The organism is Streptomyces tatrensis (assembly GCF_049310065.1).
Lineage (GTDB): Bacteria > Actinomycetota > Actinomycetes > Streptomycetales > Streptomycetaceae > Streptomyces.
This window is the reverse complement of record NZ_JBMDLB010000011.1, coordinates 2,328,463-2,345,318: the sequence shown is the minus strand read 5'-3', so window position 1 is coordinate 2,345,318 and position 16,856 is coordinate 2,328,463. Positions and strand designations below refer to the sequence as shown.

Annotated in this window: 15 protein-coding genes; 11 read left to right on the top strand and 4 right to left on the bottom strand. The window is 71.4% G+C overall.

The features are described from left to right. The first annotated feature begins 165 nt into the window (after window positions 1-165). The 4 genes from ACODT5_RS26320 to ACODT5_RS26305 are packed head-to-tail and all read left to right on the top strand — an operon-like array spanning window position 166 to window position 4,384. Window positions 166-963 (top strand): acetoacetate decarboxylase family protein, encoded by a 798-nt coding sequence (locus ACODT5_RS26320; protein ID WP_385369686.1) that lies wholly within the window; start codon window positions 166-168, stop codon window positions 961-963. Then, window positions 963-1,847 (top strand): SDR family NAD(P)-dependent oxidoreductase, encoded by an 885-nt coding sequence (locus ACODT5_RS26315; RefSeq protein WP_422521699.1) that lies wholly within the window; start codon window positions 963-965, stop codon window positions 1,845-1,847. Before ACODT5_RS26320 ends, ACODT5_RS26315 begins: the two co-directional genes overlap by 1 nt. Window positions 1,848-1,859: 12 nt before the next feature. Next, a complete protein-coding gene (locus ACODT5_RS26310) occupies window positions 1,860-3,146 on the top strand; it encodes an amidohydrolase family protein (protein WP_422521698.1) in 1,287 nt (428 codons plus the stop codon). Beyond that, on the top strand, window positions 3,143-4,384 hold the full coding sequence (locus ACODT5_RS26305; protein ID WP_422521697.1) for an amidohydrolase family protein: 1,242 nt from the start codon (window positions 3,143-3,145) through the stop codon (window positions 4,382-4,384). The genes ACODT5_RS26310 and ACODT5_RS26305 overlap by 4 nt, the downstream gene beginning before the upstream one ends. 83 nt (window positions 4,385-4,467) lie before the next feature. On the opposite strand, the gene ACODT5_RS26300 is transcribed toward ACODT5_RS26305, so the two are convergent. Further along, window positions 4,468-7,614: an NACHT domain-containing protein gene (locus tag ACODT5_RS26300; protein WP_422521696.1), complete on the bottom strand. Its 3,147-nt coding sequence runs from the start codon at window positions 7,612-7,614 to the stop codon at window positions 4,468-4,470. A gap of 127 nt (window positions 7,615-7,741) precedes the next feature. Here ACODT5_RS26300 and ACODT5_RS26295 point away from each other — a divergent pair, with 127 nt between their 5' ends. The 3 genes from ACODT5_RS26295 to ACODT5_RS26285 are packed head-to-tail and all read left to right on the top strand — an operon-like array spanning window position 7,742 to window position 10,485. After that, window positions 7,742-8,683, top strand: coding sequence for a sterol desaturase family protein (locus ACODT5_RS26295; protein WP_422521695.1), 942 nt, complete (start codon window positions 7,742-7,744; stop codon window positions 8,681-8,683). Then, window positions 8,680-9,423, top strand: coding sequence for a lysoplasmalogenase (locus tag ACODT5_RS26290; protein ID WP_422521694.1), 744 nt, complete (start codon window positions 8,680-8,682; stop codon window positions 9,421-9,423). Before ACODT5_RS26295 ends, ACODT5_RS26290 begins: the two co-directional genes overlap by 4 nt. Window positions 9,424-9,441: 18 nt before the next feature. After that, window positions 9,442-10,485, top strand: a complete 1,044-nt coding sequence (locus ACODT5_RS26285) for a zinc-dependent alcohol dehydrogenase family protein (RefSeq protein ID WP_422521693.1) — start codon at window positions 9,442-9,444, stop codon at window positions 10,483-10,485. 80 nt (window positions 10,486-10,565) lie between these two features. Here ACODT5_RS26285 and ACODT5_RS26280 read toward each other — a convergent pair whose 3' ends face one another. Continuing rightward, window positions 10,566-12,110, bottom strand: coding sequence for a S8 family serine peptidase (locus ACODT5_RS26280; RefSeq protein WP_422521692.1), 1,545 nt, complete (start codon window positions 12,108-12,110; stop codon window positions 10,566-10,568). Between the two features lie 255 nt (window positions 12,111-12,365). Between ACODT5_RS26280 and ACODT5_RS26275 the strand changes: the two genes are divergently transcribed. The 3 genes from ACODT5_RS26275 to moaA all read left to right on the top strand — a co-directional run bounded on the left by ACODT5_RS26275 (window position 12,366) and on the right by moaA (window position 15,569). Next, window positions 12,366-12,731 (top strand): DUF485 domain-containing protein, encoded by a 366-nt coding sequence (locus tag ACODT5_RS26275; RefSeq protein WP_422521691.1) that lies wholly within the window; start codon window positions 12,366-12,368, stop codon window positions 12,729-12,731. After that, window positions 12,728-14,383, top strand: coding sequence for a solute symporter family protein (locus tag ACODT5_RS26270; RefSeq protein ID WP_422521690.1), 1,656 nt, complete (start codon window positions 12,728-12,730; stop codon window positions 14,381-14,383). Before ACODT5_RS26275 ends, ACODT5_RS26270 begins: the two co-directional genes overlap by 4 nt. Before the next feature lie 196 nt (window positions 14,384-14,579). Then, complete coding sequence (gene moaA, locus ACODT5_RS26265) at window positions 14,580-15,569, top strand: GTP 3',8-cyclase MoaA (RefSeq protein ID WP_422521689.1); 990 nt, start codon at window positions 14,580-14,582, stop codon at window positions 15,567-15,569. Window positions 15,570-15,623: 54 nt separating this feature from the next. Here moaA and ACODT5_RS26260 read toward each other — a convergent pair whose 3' ends face one another. Together ACODT5_RS26260 and ACODT5_RS26255 are read right to left on the bottom strand one after the other, a co-directional pair. Further along, window positions 15,624-15,884: a hypothetical protein gene (locus ACODT5_RS26260; protein ID WP_422521688.1), complete on the bottom strand. Its 261-nt coding sequence runs from the start codon at window positions 15,882-15,884 to the stop codon at window positions 15,624-15,626. Between the two features lie 136 nt (window positions 15,885-16,020). Then, window positions 16,021-16,353 (bottom strand): DUF3099 domain-containing protein, encoded by a 333-nt coding sequence (locus ACODT5_RS26255; protein ID WP_422521687.1) that lies wholly within the window; start codon window positions 16,351-16,353, stop codon window positions 16,021-16,023. Window positions 16,354-16,531: 178 nt separating this feature from the next. Here ACODT5_RS26255 and ACODT5_RS26250 point away from each other — a divergent pair, with 178 nt between their 5' ends. After that, the gene (locus ACODT5_RS26250) at window positions 16,532-16,810 is read left to right on the top strand and encodes a GlsB/YeaQ/YmgE family stress response membrane protein (protein WP_250742233.1); all 279 of its coding nucleotides are present in this window, start codon (window positions 16,532-16,534) and stop codon (window positions 16,808-16,810) included. The last annotated feature ends 46 nt before the right edge of the window (window positions 16,811-16,856 follow it).

Here is a 16,856-nt window from a genome sequence, read left to right as displayed (position 1 = left end):
TCGATCCGTCAGATCGGTTACGTGCAAGGGTCTTTACCCTTCATCGGTGGCGGTGTAACTGTGTTACAGAACCAGCTGCGTCAGAACCGACTGCGTCAGAACCGACCGCGTCAGAACCGACCGCCTCACAACCGACTGCGTCCTAGACGAAGGATGGTGCGATAGATGGCACGCGTACGGTACGGAGCGCGCACCGAGGCAGAGATCGCCGCCGCGCGCGAAAAAGGTTCCAAGCTCCCCGACATCTGGTCCACCGGTGTGGTGGCCGTCTGGGAGACCGACCCGGACGTCGTGGCGGCGGTCCTGCCGCCGCCGCTGAAGCCCGCGGAGCGGCCCCTGGTGCGGGCCAACATCAGCAAGGTGGACCTGCCCGGCTACCCGCTCGGCGCCGGCTCGGTGGCCGTCGCCGCCCAGCACGGCGGGGTCGAGGGCTGGTACCCGCTGGTCATGCCGATGAGCATGGAGCGCGCCCTGATCGGAGGCCGCGAGGTCTTCGGCGAGCCGAAGAAGCTCGGCGAGATCACCGTGGAGCGCGAGGGCCTGGTCGTCCGGGCCTCCCTCGCCCGGCACGGGATCGCCTTCGTCGAGGTGCGCGGGGCGGTGGACCGTGAGCTGCCGCTGCCCGAGCCCACGGTGAAGACCGACTTCTACTTCAAGTTCCTCCCGGCGGTGGATGGTTCGGGCTTCGACGCCGATCCGGTGCTGGTGCACTGCACCCGCAACGAGAAGGTCCGCAAGCTGGAGCACATCACCGGCGACGTGGTGCTCCGCGAGTCGATGTTCGACCCCATCGCCGACCTCCCCGTACGCCGCCTCGTCGAGATCACCATCGGCGAGAAGACCACCGACCAGCGGGGCAAGGTCGTCGAGCGGGTCAGCGCCCAGGCCCTGCTCCCGTACATCCACCAGCGCTACGACGACCCGATGCAGATCCTCGACGGACCGCCCGAGGGGAGCGTCTGATGCGACTCGAACCGGGACAGGTGGCCGTGGTCACCGGAGCCGCCAGCGGCATCGGCCTCGCCATGGCCCGCCGCTTCGCCGCCGAGGGGCTGAAGGTGGTCCTCGCCGACGTGGAGGAGGGCGCCCTGCGCAAGGCCGCCGACGAACTCGCCGCCGACGGCGCCGAGGTGCTCGCCAAGATCGTCGACGTGAGCGACCGCGACTCCGTGATCTCCCTCGCGGACGCCGCGTACGAGACCTTCGGCGCCGTGCACGTGCTCTGCAACAACGCGGGCGTCGGCTCCGGCGCCGAGGGCCGCATGTGGGAGCACGAGCCCAACGACTGGAAATGGGCCTTCTCCGTCAACGTCTGGGGCGTCTTCCACGGCATCCAGGCCTTCGTCCCCCGCATGATCGCGGGCGGCGGACCCGGCCACATCGTCAACACCTCCTCCGGCGACGGCGGCATCGCCCCGCTGCCCACCGCCTCCGTCTACGCGGTCACCAAGGCGGCCGTGGTCACCATGACCGAGTCGCTCTACGCCCACCTCAAGGCGGAGGGCGCGGCCATCGGCGCCTCCGTGCTCTTCCCCGGACCGCACATGCTGCGCACCGGCCTGTGGGAGTCGCACCGCAACCGGCCCGACCGGTACGCCAAGGAGCGCCCGCGCAAGTCCCCGTACCGCAGCCTCGACCAGTACGAGACCGCCATGAAGCAGGCCGGCCACGAGGTGAACTTCACCCCGGTCGAGGACGTCGCCGACCACGTCGTGGACGGCATCCGCGCCGACCGCTTCTGGATGCTGCCCGACAGCGAGCACAGCGACCGGCAGATCCGCGCCCGGTCGCAGTCGATGCTCGACCGCGCCAACCCCGCCTACCTGGAAAGCTTCATCCTCGACTGAGGAGCCTCAATCGTGAGTGCGTACGAAGACCCGTACCTGATCATCTCCTCCGACTGCCACGCGGGGCTGCCCACCGAGCAGTACCGCCCCTACCTGGACAGCGCCTTCCACCCGCAGTTCGACGAGTTCCTCGGCGAGCGCGACGCCCGCCGCGCCGAGGCCACCAAGCTGGGCGTGCGCAACGAGGCCTTCGCCGAGAAGTGGTTCCACGACCACGAGGAAGGCCTCAAGGGCGGCTGGGACGTCACCCAGCGGCTGAAGGAACTCGACGGTGACGGCGTGGCCGCCGAGGTCGTCTTCCCCGACGCCGATGCCGTGGACAGCCAGACCGCCGCCCCCTTCGGGGTGGGCCTCGGCCTCTCCGGCGACCAGGACCCCGAGCTCGGCATGGCCGGAGCCCAGGCGCACAACCGCTGGCTGGCCGAGTTCGTCTCCGAGAACCCCGAGCGGCACTGCGGGGTGGCCCTGCTGCCCATCACCGGCGAGCCGGACAAGGTCGTCGCCGAGATATACCGGGCCAAGGCGTCCGGGCTGGGCGCCCTGATGATCCCGGCCATGTGGGTGGACAAGGCCCCCTACCACGACCGCCGTTACGACCCGGTGTGGGCGGCGGCGGCCGAGACGCAGATGCCGATCGTCACCCACTCGGGATCCTCGCCGCGCCACGAGTACGGGGACCACCTGGGCATCTTCGTCTCCGAGGTCACCTGGTGGCCGGCCCGCCCGCTGTGGTTCCTGCTCTGGTCCGGGGTCTTCGAGCGGCACCCGGGGCTGAAGTTCGGCGTCGCCGAGTCGGGCTGCTGGTGGCTGCCGAACCAGCTCTGGTTCATGGACCGGCTCTACCTCGGCGCGCACGGCGGCAAGAAGCTCTCGCCCTTCGAGGAGCTGAAGCGGCCGCCGAGCGAGTACCTGGACCGGCAGGTGTTCATCTGTGCCACGAACACCAAGCGGCGCGAGCTGGCCCAGCGCTACGAGATCGGCGTGGACAACATCCTGTGGGGCTCGGACTTCCCGCACCCCGAGGGGACCTGGCCCAACACCCGGAACTGGCTGAAGAACACCTTCCACGACATCCCCGTCGAGGAGACCCGCCGGATGCTGGGCCTGGCCGCGGCGGACGTCTTCGGCTTCGACACCGAGAAGCTGGCGCCCATCGCCCGCCGCATCGGCCCCACCCCCGCCGAGCTCGGCCAGAGCGCGGACCAGGCGGCCGTCGAAGCCTCCTGGTCGCGCTCGCGCGACGTGGGCCGGCACTGGCTGACCGACAACGACTTCCCGGTCCTGGGGGTGAACCCGTGAGCTCCGAGACCCCGGCCACCGGGGAGGACCGCTACACGGTCATCTCCGCCGACTGCCACGCGGGCGCCGACCTGCTGGACTACAAGCCGTACCTGGAGAAGCGGTACCACGAGGAGTTCGACGCCTGGGCCGCCGGCTACGTGAACCCGTACGAGGACCTCCTCGCGGACACGGCCGACCGCAACTGGAACTCCCAGCGGCGCCTGACCGAGCTCGAAGCCGACGGGATCGTCGCGGAGGTGCTCTTCCCGAACACCATCCCGCCGTTCTTCCCCAAGGCCTCGCTGATGGCCCAGCCCCCGACGGCGGCCGAGTACGAGATGCGCTGGGCCGGGCTCCAGGCCCACAACCGGTGGCTGGCGGACTTCTGCGCGGACGCGCCGGGCCGCCGGGCGGGCGTGGTCCAGATCCTGCTCAACGACGTGGACGCGGCGGCCCGGGAGATCCGCCGCACCCGCAACGCGGGCCTGACCGGCGGCATCCTGCTGCCCGGCGTCCCGCCCGGCTCCACCGTGCCCGAGCTCTACTCGCAGGTCTACGACCCGATCTGGGCCGTCTGCGACGAGCTGGACGTCCCGGTCAACCACCACGGCGGCTCCGCCTCACCGCCCCTGGGCGACGAGCCGGCGGCGCGGGCCGTCTTCATGGTGGAGACCACCTGGTTCTCCCACCGGGCCCTGTGGCACCTCATCTTCGGCGGCGCCTTCCGCCGCAACCCCGGGCTGAAGCTGGTCCTGACGGAGCAGGGCTCCGGCTGGATCCCGGGCGTCATCGAGATGCTGGACTACTACCACGGCCGCCTGGTCGCGGCCTCGTCCACCGCCGAGGCCAAGTTCGGGGCGGGCCTCGCCGAGTCCATGGGCAAGGGGCCGGGCGAGGTCTGGCGGGACAACTGCTTCGTGGGAGCGAGCTTCATGCGCCCCCACGAGGTCCCGCTGCGGGACCGGATCGGCCTCGACAAGATCATGTGGGGCAGCGACTACCCCCACGACGAGGGCACCACGCCCTACTCCCGCGAAGGCCTGCGCATCGCCTACGCGGGCCTGCCCCGCGAGGAGGTCGCCGCCATGGTCGGCGGCAACGCCGCCCGGGTGTACGGCTTCGACCTCGCCCTCCTCGACGCGGTGGCCGCCAAGCACGGCCCCCTCGTCTCGGAGGTCGCGCAGCCCCTGACGGAGGTCCCGGCGGGCGCCACCAGCCCGGCCTTCGCCCGCGGGGGCTCGGTCCGGGTCTGGTGACGGGGAGCGGGCGAACGCCCCGTAGCCCCGCGGCCGCCTGACCCGGCGGCCTCCAGCGCTACGGGCGGTCCCGCCGGTGCGGCTCAGTCCCTGCGGACGAGCCGCTCCGGCGGGATCAGCTCCGCCCCCGTGACGTGCGTGCCGCGGCGCAGCTCGATCACCAGCTCCTCCAGGGGGGCGAGCGGCGACAGGTCCACGGTCCCGAGGCATTCGCTCAGCACCAGCCGGCGCAGCGCCGGGAGATCGCGCAGTGCCTCCAGGCCGCCCTCCAGGGCGCACCGGATCAGCACGAGCCGGCCGAGGCGCTCGTACGGCAGGAGCGCCCCGGCCGCTACGGGCGCGGCGTGCCGGATCTGCAGGGCGGTCAGCCCCCTCAGTGGCAGCGAGCGCACCAGCTGCCGGTACTGTCCGCTCCCGGCGACCGTCAGCTTCTCCACCCGCGGCCAGCGCTCGATCCCGTCGAGGGTCATCCGGCGGGCGCCCTGCCACAGGTGCAGCGCGGTCAGCGAGTCCGCGGCCGGGACGTCCCCGATCCGCCGCTGCTCCGGCTCGAAACCGATGACCAGCGAGCGCAGACCGGCCGCGCCCGCCAGCGGGGCGAGCGAGAGGTCGTCGCGCAGGTAGCCGAAGGCGAGGCTGTCCGCCCGCAGTTCGCGGACCACCTCGATGCCGGTGACCTTCGGGCAGTCCAGGACGCCCAGGTGCCGCAGCGCCGTCCGCCCGGCCAGCGGGGACAGGTCGGCCAGCCGCGCGTTGCGGTGCAGGATCAGCGACTCCAGGTCCCGCCGGCCGGAGATCTCCCGCGGCACCGGGCCGTCCCAGGTGACGTGCAGCCGGTGGACGTGCGGGAGCCGGTCCAGGGCCCGCAGCTGTCCGGCGGTGCGCACGTGCAGGTGGGCCGCGCGCATGGGGGCGTCCGCGAGCACCGTGTCCACGTAGGCGTCCACGGGGAACCGCCCCCAGGCGTCGGACAGTTCGCGGCCCACCTCGTAGCGGTCGTCGGTCCGGAAGCCCGCGATCACCTGGAGGGCCCGGTCGCCGCCGACCAGTGCCGCGGTACGGATCGTCGCGGCGGCCTCGTCCTCGGTGAGCCCGGCCGGCTCCGGCAGCAGCTCCAGGACCAGCTCGCCCGCCTTGGCCAGCTCCCCGGCCTGGCTCGGGGAGCGCGGCGGCAGCAGCCGGGCCGTACGGGCCTCCACCTCGCGCCAGACCTCCGGGTCCAGCTCCGGCGCGTGCTCCAGGCAGGCGGCCGCGAGCAGCACCAGGCGGCTGCGGTCGGCTTCGACCTGGTCGGCCCGGTGCAGCAACTGCCGCAGCAGCGAGGCGCGTTCGTCGGGGCGGGCATGCCCCACGGCCATCCGGACCACGTTGTCCCAGGTGTCCTCGTGGGCGTTGCGGACCAGGACGCCGAAGTCCCGTGCCTCCACGGCCGCCTTGGCGCCGAGGTAGTCCTGGAAGGTGCGGTGGACGAACAGCACCGAGCCCGGTACGGGCTCCCGGAGCAGCCCGCTGCGGATCAGCAGGTGCCGGAACACCGTCTGCGCGCTGCCCTGCGCCTTGACCTGCGGCATGGCGTCGAGCGATTCGGCGATCATCCTGACCGCCTCCTCGGCGGAGGCCTCCACCTGCCCGTTGCGGATCAGCCAGTACGCGAGCCGCTGGAGCAGCAGGGTCTGCTCGTCCCGGCTGAGGTAGACGCCCTCGACCCCGGAGATGTCCCGCTCGCTGTCGCGGCGGATCAGCAGCATGTCCAGCGCCGCGTCGTAGAGCTCCTTGCGGGCCCGTGGCAGGTGCATCCGGCGGTCCCGGTTCAGGGCGCAGAGCAGGGCGCACATCAGGGGGTTCGTCGCGAGCCGGCCCAGGTCCCGGCGGGTGGCGACGGCCTGCAGGAGCGCCTTCTCGTACCGGTCGAGCAGCTCCCGCTCCCGGCCGGCGCCCTCGCCCTCGGCTTCCGCGCGGGCGGAGTCGTGCCAGTGCGTGATGAAGGCGCCGACGTCGTCGCGTTCCATCGGCAGCAGGGCCAGCGAGGAGAAGCCCTGGGCGGTGAGCCAGTCCTCCGGTACGGCCGAGGGGCGGGTGGTGACCACGAAACGCGCCGCCGGGTACGCGGTGAGCAGCTCCCGGAGCCAGGACTCGGTCCGGCTGCGCAGGCGCGGCGGCACCTCGTCGACCCCGTCGACCAGCACCAGCGCCCGCCCGGCGGAGAGGAGCTGCTCGACCCAGCCCTCCGGGGCCGTCAGCGGGACCCCGGTCGCGGTCAGCCAGTCCCCGGGCTTCGGGAGCCCGGCGGGGGAGTTGAAGGAGCGCAGCGGCAGGACGAAGGGGACCAGGGTGTTCCAGTCGCGCAGCTGGGGGCCGAAGCTGCTGCGGGCGGCGTTCAGGGCCAGCCACTGGACGAGGGTGCTCTTGCCCGAGCCGGCCGGGCCGCGCAGCAGGACCCGCTCCGCGGCGTTCAGGGCCACCTCGGCCTTGACCGGGGTCTGCGGGCCGGGCTCCTCCAGGAGCTGCGCGCCGCTGACGGCGAGGCTGATGTAGGCGAGGTCCAGGGGCCAGTCCTGGCGGTCCTGGCTGAAGGTCAGCCCGAACAGCTGGACCCGCGCCTGGGCCCGGGCCACGTGGTGCGCGTACTCCTCCTCGAACCGCGCCGCCCGGTCGGACGCGCCCCCGCTCCCGCCGGCCGCACCCTCGCCGGCTCCGCTTCCAATTCCCGCGCCCGTGCTCCCGCTCCCACTTTCCGCGCCTGCGCTCCCGCCGGCTGCGCTTCCCGTACCCCGGTTTCCCGTCCCCCCGCCCCCGCCCGCCGGGCCCTGCGTCCCGCTCCCGCCCGCCGTGCGGCACAGGGCGAACAGCTCCCGGTAGGCGGCCGCCGCGGCACGGCTCAGGGAGGCGTCCGCCGGGGGATCGTCCGCGAGCTCCGGGCCGGGGTCCGCCGCGAAGAGGACCCGGGCCTCCCTCGGCGCCAGCGCGGCGAACACCTCGCCGACGGCGGCCACCGCCGCCAGCCGGTCGGCGTCGGTGAGTTCCGCGGGTCCCGCGGGTCCCGCGGGCCCGGCGAGCGCCCCGGTCAGCCGGTCCGCCAGCTCGCGCGCGAGGCGCCGTACCGCGGGATCGCCCGGTTTCGCCGGCCGGAGGCGGCGCGCCGGCCCCGGCCGGGACCTCGCCAGGGCCAGCGCCACCGCCTCGGCGGTCCTTAAGACCGCAGCCTCGAAACCCGCCCCTGAGCCCGTCATCCCCATGCCCTCCCCTTGCCCGGACACCCTCACCCGGAAGCATCTCGTGAACCGCCGGTAACACCGATGGATACCGATCGGTAACAACCTCTAGCCGAGCCCCCGAAGCCGCCTCTATGGTGCGGACATGCCGAACCTGCCCGATGTCGTGCTGTGGTCCATACCCGCCTTCGTCCTGCTCACCGTGATCGAGCTCGTGAGCTACCGCATCCATCCCGACGAGGACGCCGCCGGGTACGAGACCAAGGACGCCGTCACCAGCCTCGGCATGGGGATCGGCAGCCTCGGCTTCGACTTCCTCTGGAAGATCCCGATCGTCGCGATCTACACCGCGGTCTACGAGCTCACCCCGCTGCGCGTCCCCGTCCTGTGGTGGACCATCCCGCTGATGCTGCTCGCCCAGGACTTCCTCTACTACTGGCAGCACCGCGGCCACCACGTGATCCGGATCCTGTGGGCCTGCCACGTGGTCCACCACAGCAGCCGCAAGTTCAACCTCACCACCGCCCTGCGCCAGCCCTGGACCAGCGCCACCTCCTGGCCCTTCTACCTCCCGATGATCGCGCTGGGCGTGCACCCGGCCGCCATCGCCTTCTGCTACTCGGTCAACCTCGTCTACCAGTTCTGGATCCACACCGAGCGCATCGACAAGCTGCCCCGGCCGATCGAGTACGTCTTCAACTCCCCCTCCCACCACCGCGTCCACCACGCCTCCCAGGGCGGCTACCTGGACCGCAACTTCGGCGGCATCCTGATCGTCTGGGACCGCATGTTCGGCTCCTGGGTCGGCGAGACCGACAAGCCCGTCTTCGGCCTCACCAAGAACATCGGCACCTACAACCCGCTGCGCGTCGCCACCCACGAGTACGCCTCCATCGCCCGGGACGTGCGCGGGGCCACCACCTGGCGCGAGCGCGCCGGACGCGTGTTCCGCGGCCCCGGCTGGCAGCCCGCGCAGGCGGTGCAGACGGCGCATCCCGCGGAGCCCGCGCAGACGGCGCAGGCCGAGCAGGCCGCGCGGACCGCCCCGGGCCAGGCGCCCGCTCCCGCCCCGGAGCACGCCGCGTGAGCGCCACCGGATCCACCGAGCGCGCGGGGTCCCGTACGCCCGCCTGGGCGCGCCCCGTCGTCCCCCCGGGCTCCGGCTTCGCCACCAGGGCGCTGCTGGTGGCCGCCGCCGCCGCCACCGCCCTGGACCTCGGATCCCTGCTGGCGGGCTGGCACACCGGGCACGTCATCGCCAAGCCGCTGCTGATGCCGCTGCTCGTCGCCTACGTCATCACCCTGCGCGCCCCCCGGCTGCTGGTCGCGGCCCTGCTGTTCGGCTGGGGCGGCGACCTGGCCCTGCTCTTCGACGCCGACCTCGCCTTCCTGATCGGCATGGGCTCCTTCGCCGCCGGGCACGTCTGCTACCTCACGCTTTTCGGCAGGCACAGCCTCTTCGGCCGCCGCCGGACCGGCCCCCTGCTCGGGGCCGCGTACGCCGCCGCGCTGCTGTCCACCGTCACGCTGCTCTGGAGCGACCTGCCCGCAGAACTGCGGATCCCGGTCGCCGGGTACAGCCTGCTGCTCACCGCCATGGCCTACCGCTCCAGCGCCCTGGGGCGCAGGGCCGGGCTCGGCGGGGCGCTGTTCCTGCTCTCCGACACGCTCATCGCCACCGGGGTCGCCGAGTGGCCACAGCTGCCCCGCGCGGACTTCTGGGTCATGGCCACCTACGTGGCGGCCCAGTACCTGCTGGCCACGGGAGCACTCGCACCGGAGCGGGCGTACGGTAGGGAGGCCCTACAGGGCTCAACCGCTTCCTAACCGGAGGACTGCACCACCATGCGCGCCACCGTCATCCACGCCCCGCACGACATCCGCGTGGAGGAGGTGCCCGACGCTGCGATCCAGCGCCCCGAGGACGCCGTCGTCCGCGTCCTGCGTGCCTGCATCTGCGGCAGCGACCTCTGGGCCTACCGCGGCGAGGCCAAGCGCCAGCCGGGCCAGCGCATCGGCCACGAGTTCCTCGGCGTCGTCGAGGAGACCGGCTCCGCCGTCTCGGACCTGCGCGCCGGAGACCTCGTCGTCGCCCCCTTCATGTGGTCCGACGGCACCTGCGCCTACTGCTCCGAGGGCCTCTACACCTCCTGTGAGCACGGCGGCTTCTGGGGCTCGGTCGGCCACGACGGCGGCCAGGGCGAGGCCGTCCGGGTCCCGCACGCCGACGGCACGCTGGTGAAGCTTCCCGCCGACGCCGCCTCCGACGACCACCTGCTGACCGCGCTCCTCGCGCTGTCCGACGTCATGGGGACCGGCCACCACGCCGCGCTCGGCGCGGGGGTCCGCAAGGGCTCCACGGTCGCCGTCGTCGGCGACGGCGCGGTCGGCCTGTGCGGGGTCCTCGCGGCCAAGCGCCTGGGCGCCGACCGGATCATCGCACTGGGCCGGCACGCCGCCCGTACGGACATCGCCAAGCTCTTCGGCGCCACCGACGTGGTCGCCGAGCGCGGCGAGGCCGCCGAGGCGGCCGTGCGCGAACTCACCGGCGGCCAGGGCGCCCACTCGGTCATCGAGGCGGTCGGCACCGAGATGTCCATGCGCACCGCGGTGAACATCGCCCGCGACGGCGGGGCCATCGGCTACGTCGGCGTCCCGCACGGCAGCGGCACCGGCCTCGACCTCGGGGTCATGTTCGACCGCAACCTCACCCTGCGCGGCGGGGTCGCGCCGGTCCGCGCGTACATCCCCGAGCTGCTCGCGGACGTGCTCAGCGGTGCGATCGACCCGTCGCCGGTCTTCGACCGTGCCGTCACCCTGGACGAGGTCCCGGACGGCTACCGGGCGATGGACGACCGCAGCGCGCTGAAGGTCATGATCAAGCCCTGACGGCAGGGCCTCGGCGACAGGGAACAAGGAAGGGCCGGGCGGGATGTTCCCCGCCCGGCCCTTCCCCGCGTTTCAGCCGGTTACTTGACGGCCTTCAGCGCGTCGACCACGCCGTAGCCGTAGTAGCCCGTCTGGCCCCAGCCGCTCTCGCAGGTGGTGGCGTCGATCAGGGTGCCCGCCCTGTCGTATATCTGGGTCGGGCAGTCCGTCTTCGTGGCCTGGCCCTTGAGCATCGCCTGGATCATCGCGGGCGAGGCGTACGGGTGGGCGCTCTTGAGGAGCGCCGCGACGCCGGCGACGTGCGGGGCGGCCATCGAGGTGCCCTGCTTGTAGCCGTAGCCGCCGCCCGGGACCGTCGACAGCACGCGGCCGTTGGCGTCCGGGGTGGCCGGGATCTGCCACTTGTCGCCACCGGGGGCGGCGACGTCGACGACTCCGAGGCCGTAGCTGGAGTAGTACGAGCGCAGGCCCTTGTCACCGGTCGCCGACACCGTGACCACGCCCGGGAGCTGGGTGGGCAGGTCGAAGCAGACGCTCGGGTCGATGGTGCGCGGCACCGGGGTGGTGTCGTTCGGGCTGGTGTCGTCGAGGATCGAGTCGCCGGCCAGGTCGTGGTTGGAGTTTCCGGCCGAGGCCACGTGCAGCGTGCCCTTGCGCTCGGAGTACTTGGTGGCGCGGCCGATGGCCTCCACCAGCGCCTTCTGGTCCTCGTCGGCCTTGCAGTTGTAGAGCCAGGGGTCGACGTAGTAGCTGTTGTTGGTCACCTCGATCCCCTTCTCGGCGGCGAACATGAAGCCGCAGACGACCGCCTCGGTGTAGAAGAGGCTGGTGCCGGGCTCGCTCACCTTGATGCCGGCGACCTTGACGCCCGGCGCGACACCGCTGATGCCGAGGCCGTTGCGCGGGGCCGCGATGGTGCCGGCCACGTGCGTGCCGTGGTCGCTGCCGTCCACGTAGGGACGCCAGGCGCCCTCGCTGGTGTCCGCGACGCCGCCGACACAGTTGGCCGACTGCTCCTTGGAGAAGTTCGGCGCGATGTCGGGGTGAGTGTCGTCGACACCCGTGTCGATGACGCCCACAGTGACGTCCTGGCTGCCATCGTTGATCTTGTGAGCCTGATCGGCCTTGATCGTCCGCAGGTCCCACTGGTTGGACTCCAGCGGCTCCTGACCCTCCTGGGCCGCCGCTGCCGCCTTGGCGGCGTCCGCCGCGCTCAGCTGCTGCGTCGCGCCCTCGTCGGTGGTCTGCACCGCCGAGAGGGGGGCCGTACGGGTGGCGCCGACCGAGTCGAACAGACCGCGGTTGGCGCGCAGCTGCTTGGCGAAGTCGGGGTTCTGGGAGTGCGCGACGACGACCCCTATCTGCTCATAGGCCGTCACCACCGTTCCACCGGCCCGCTCGATGGCCTTCTTCGCCGCCGTCACCGTGGCATAGGTCTTCAGGTTCGCCACGTACGACAGCTTCGGGCCGGTCGTCTCGGCCGTAGAGGTCGCAGCCGCGTCCGCCGTGATGCTCAGCGGTGCGGCTGAAGCCGCGACCGAGGGCAGGAAGGCGAGCGAGGCGGTGAGCGCCAGGCCGACCGGTACGGCGAGAGCACGCCGGCGGCCGGATCCCAGATGAGCCATGGGTTCTCCAGATCATCTTTGAAAAAGCCGTCCGGGCGCGGTCGCGACGGACGGGTTCATGACAGGCGAACTTAGCGTTTCTGTTCCCCTCTGCGCCATTAGTTCGAGGAATCAGTTCCCAAAGAAACAAACAGGTGTTGAACCACCCCGACGCGCCGGACGTGCCGTTGACAGGGGGATCGGCACCACCGTCCCCCCACGGAGGTTGTTTTGTCCGTCATCCCCACCGCACCCGCGTCACAAGGAGAGTCCCCCGTGACCACCGAAGCAGCGCCGCCCCCGGGCAGCACGGGAACGCCGCCGGCGACCCCCGCGGCCGAAGAGTTCGTACGCGTCCAGCAGAGCGAGGAGTTCGCCGAACTGCGCCGCGCCCACCGCTCCTTCGCCTTCCCGCTCACCGTGGCGTTCATCGCCTGGTACCTGCTCTACGTCCTGCTCTCCAGCTACGCGGGCGGCTTCATGGGGACGAAGCTCTTCGGCAACATCAACGTGGCCCTCGTCCTGGGCCTCGGCCAGTTCGCGACGACCTTCCTCATCGCCTGGCTGTACTCGCGCCACGCGGCGACCCAGCTCGACCCCAAGGCCTCGGCCATCAAGGCAAGGATGGAGGCGGGCGAATGAGCGCGCCGCTGTACGTGGCGGTCGCGGGAGCGGCCACGGCGGGTACGACCACCGCCGCCGGCGCCTCCGAGCACCGCCCGCTGATCATCACCCTGTTCGGGCTGTTCGTCGTCGCCACCCTGGCCATCACGGTCTGGGCCGGACGCCAGACCAAGGACGCCGCCGACTTCTACGCGGGCGGCCGCCAGTTCACCGGATTCCAGAACGGCCTGGCCATCTCCGGCGACTACATGTCCGCCGCGTCCTTCCTCGGCATCGCCGGAGCCATCGCGCTCTTCGGCTACGACGGCTTCCTCTACTCGATCGGCTTCCTCGTCGCCTGGCTGGTGGCCCTGCTCCTGGTCGCCGAGCCGCTGCGCAACTCCGGCCGCTACACGATGGGCGACGTGCTCGCGTACCGGATGCGCCAGCGCCCCGTACGCACCGCCGCCGGCACCTCCACCATCGTGGTCTCGATCTTCTACCTGCTCGCCCAGATGGCCGGCGCCGGCGTGCTCGTCTCGCTGCTCCTCGGCATCACCAGCGACTTCGGCAAGGTCGTGATCGTCTCCCTGGTCGGCGTCCTGATGATCCTCTACGTCACCATCGGCGGGATGAAGGGCACCACCTGGGTCCAGATGATCAAGGCCGTGCTGCTGATCGCGGGCACGCTGCTGATCACCTTCCTGGTGCTGTGGAAGTTCAACTTCAACATCTCGGACCTGCTCGGCAAGGCCGCCGACAACAGCGGGCAGGGCGTGAAGTTCCTGGAGCCCGGCCTGAAGTACGGCAAGGACTCGCTCTCGAAGCTGGACTTCCTCTCGCTCGGCCTCGCCCTGGTCCTGGGCACCGCCGGCCTGCCGCACATCCTGATCCGCTTCTACACGGTCCCCACGGCCAAGGCCGCCCGCAAGTCCGTGAACTGGGCCATCGGCATCATCGGCGCCTTCTACCTGATGACGATCGTCCTCGGCTTCGGCGCCGCGGCCCTGCTCAACCGGGCCGACATCATCGCCTCCAACAAGGCCGGCACCACCGCGGCCCCGCTGCTCGCCCAGGAGATCGGCGGCGGTGCGGGCTCCACCGGAGGCGCCGTCCTGCTCGCCGTGATCTCGGCGGTGGCCTTCGCCACGATCCTCGCGGTCGTCGCGGGCCTGACCCTGGCCTCCTCCTCGTCCTTCGCGCACGACCTCTACGTCAACGTGATCCGCAAGGGCAAGGCCACCGAGAAGGAAGAGGTACGGGCGGCCCGCTGGTCCACCGTGGTCATCGGAGCCGTGGCCATCGGTCTCGGCGCCCTGGCCCGCGACCTCAACGTGGCCGGCCTCGTCGCGCTGGCCTTCGCGGTCGCCGCCTCCGCCAACCTGCCGACGATCCTCTACAGCCTCTTCTGGAAGCGCTTCACCACCCAGGGCGCCCTGTGGTCCATCTACGGCGGCCTGGTCTCCTCGGTCGTCCTGGTGCTCTTCTCGCCGGTCGTCTCCGGCAAGCCCACCTCGATGTTCAAGGGCGCCGACTTCTACTGGTTCCCCCTGGAGAACCCCGGCATCATCTCCATCCCGCTCGGCTTCCTGCTCGGGTGGCTGGGAACCGTCCTCTCCAAGGAGAAGGCCGACCCCCAGAAGTTCGCCGAGCTCGAGGTCCGGTCGCTCACCGGCACCGGCGCGCACTGACGGCCTGCGCCGCACCGGATTGCTCCGAACACCCAGCGTGGCCGTGTCGTATTTCCCTACGACACGGCCACGCCTCGTCTCGTTCATTCCGGCACCCCTACATGTCACGGGGTTCGCGTAGGCTCGTCAGTAGCGCTCGTACTCTCATCCGCTACGGCGCAAACCTCTACAAACCGGACAGGGGAGGGGGCTCACAGTGCTTCTCGACACTTACGGCCGCGTGGCCACTGACCTGCGTGTCTCGCTCACCGACCGGTGCAATCTGCGCTGTACGTACTGCATGCCCGAGGAGGGCCTGCAGTGGCTCGGCAAGTCCGATCTGCTCAGTGACGAAGAGATCGTCCGGCTGATCCGCATCGCCGTCACCCAGCTCGGGATCAAGGAAGTCCGCTTCACCGGCGGCGAGCCGCTGCTGCGCCCCGGCCTCGTCGGGATCGTCGAGCAGTGCGCGGCCCTGGAGCCCCGCCCCAAGATGTCGCTGACCACCAACGGCATCGGCCTCAAGCGCACCGCGCAGGCCCTCAAGGCCGCCGGCCTGGACCGGGTGAACGTTTCTCTGGACACGCTGCGGCCCGAGGTCTTCAAGACCCTGACCCGGCGCGACCGCCACAAGGACGTCATCGAGGGCATGGCCGCCGCCCGCGACGCCGGCCTCACCCCCGTCAAGGTCAATGCGGTCCTGATGCCCGGACTCAACGACGACGAGGCCCCCGACCTGCTGGCCTGGGCCGTGGAGAACGAGTACGAGCTCCGCTTCATCGAGCAGATGCCGCTCGACGCCCAGCACGGCTGGAAGCGCGACGGCATGATCACCGCCGGTGACATCCTGGAATCCCTGCGCACCCGCTTCACGCTCACCGAGGAAGGCTCCGAGGAGCGCGGCTCCGCCCCGGCCGAGCGCTGGGTCGTCGACGCCGGCCCCGCCACCGTCGGCGTCATCGCCTCGGTCACCCGCCCGTTCTGCGGCGCCTGCGACCGTACGCGCCTCACGGCCGACGGCCAGATCCGTACGTGCCTCTTCGCCACCGAGGAGTCCGACCTGCGCGCCGCCCTGCGCTCGGGCGCCCCGGACGAGGAGATCGCCCGCCTGTGGAAGGTGGCGATGTGGGGCAAGAAGGCCGGGTCCGGCCTCGACGACCCGACCTTCCTGCAGCCCGACCGCCCGATGTCGGCGATCGGCGGCTGACCGCCGTCACCGCCGTCACCGGCGGTTCAGAGCGACCCCGAGGGCTCGCAGTGGCTACGGCCGCTGCGAGCCCTCGGGCGCTTCCCACTCGTCGAGCTTCACGACGTCCTTGAGGAAACCGCGGACCCCCAGGAACTGGGACAGGTGCTCGCGGTGCTCCTCGCACGCCAGCCAGGTCTTGCGGCGCTCGGGGGTGTGCAGCTTCGGGTTGTTCCACGCCAGGACCCACACGGCCGCCTCGCGGCAGGCCTTGGCGGAACAGGTGGGCGCGTCGGCGGCGGAAGCGTCGTTCAGAAGTGCGTCTAGGGGATTCACGGCTCAACCCTAAGACGGAATGGCGACGCCGAGCAGCCACGGGGGGAGCTGCCCGGCGTCGGTCCGTCGCTCCGACGGGGGATGCGGAGCGCGTAGGCAGTATGTCACGCAGGACCCGGTGCGGTGCACTGGAACTTCATGATTGATCTGAGCTTTTCTTGAGGTTCCCGTCGCCCAGAACGGGGTGCACGGGCGCCGGTACGAAGTGGGACGGCAGGGACGGCGTCGATTCCCGCCCGGCGTTGGCGATGACCACCGCGATGTACGGCAGCAGCGCCCCCGCGACGAGCGTCACGATGGCCACGGGCCGCTGCACGTCCCACAGGACGATCGTCGCGACGACCGACAGGGTTCTGATCAGCATCGAGATCACGTACCGGCGCTGGCGTCCCCGTACGTCCTCGGCGAGGCTCATCCGCGCTCCCGTGATCCGGAAGACCTCGGCCCCGTTCCGCTTCGTCCGCTCCACAACCCACCACCCGATCGCTCGCCGGACACTCCCCGGCCCGGACGCCTCCACGGTACGCCGCCCGCCCGGAGCCGGGCAGAGGGGGTGTACCCCGAATGGAGCCGTCCGAAATGCGCAATAGGCCGGACGGGTCGAGACTGGGCCCACATGCGCACAACGCGCCAGGAGGAGGCTCGACATGGGTTGGTTGTGGGCGATCATCGTCGGCTTTGTACTGGGACTGATTGCCCGGGCGATCCTGCCGGGCAAGCAGCACCAGCCCCTTTGGCTGACCACCATCTTCGGCATCGTCGGCGCCGTCCTCGGCAACGCCGTGGCGACCTGGATCGGTGTCAACGAAACGCGCGGCATCGACTGGATCCGGCACCTGCTGCAACTTGCCGGAGCCGTCGTGGTGGTCGGTCTCGGTGACCTGATCTACAGCTCGCTGCGCGGCGGCAAGAAGCAGATGACCTGAGGGCTCCCGCCCGCGCGGAGGCGGAGCACGACGGAGGGGCCGGCCC

Bases quoted from the DNA above. Each gene is read 5' to 3' on its own strand.
- ACODT5_RS26280 (WP_422521692.1), bottom strand. From the start codon at position 12,110: ATGGCTCATCTGGGATCCGGCCGCCGGCGTGCTCTCGCCGTACCGGTC.
- ACODT5_RS26285 (WP_422521693.1), top strand. From the start codon at position 9,442: ATGCGCGCCACCGTCATCCACGCCCCGCACGACATCCGCGTGGAGGAG.
- ACODT5_RS26270 (WP_422521690.1), top strand. From the start codon at position 12,728: ATGAGCGCGCCGCTGTACGTGGCGGTCGCGGGAGCGGCCACGGCGGGT.
- ACODT5_RS26300 (WP_422521696.1), bottom strand. From the start codon at position 7,614: ATGACGGGCTCAGGGGCGGGTTTCGAGGCTGCGGTCTTAAGGACCGCC.
- ACODT5_RS26295 (WP_422521695.1), top strand. From the start codon at position 7,742: ATGCCGAACCTGCCCGATGTCGTGCTGTGGTCCATACCCGCCTTCGTC.
- ACODT5_RS26315 (WP_422521699.1), top strand. From the start codon at position 963: ATGCGACTCGAACCGGGACAGGTGGCCGTGGTCACCGGAGCCGCCAGC.
- ACODT5_RS26320 (WP_385369686.1), top strand. From the start codon at position 166: ATGGCACGCGTACGGTACGGAGCGCGCACCGAGGCAGAGATCGCCGCC.
- ACODT5_RS26250 (WP_250742233.1), top strand. From the start codon at position 16,532: ATGGGTTGGTTGTGGGCGATCATCGTCGGCTTTGTACTGGGACTGATT.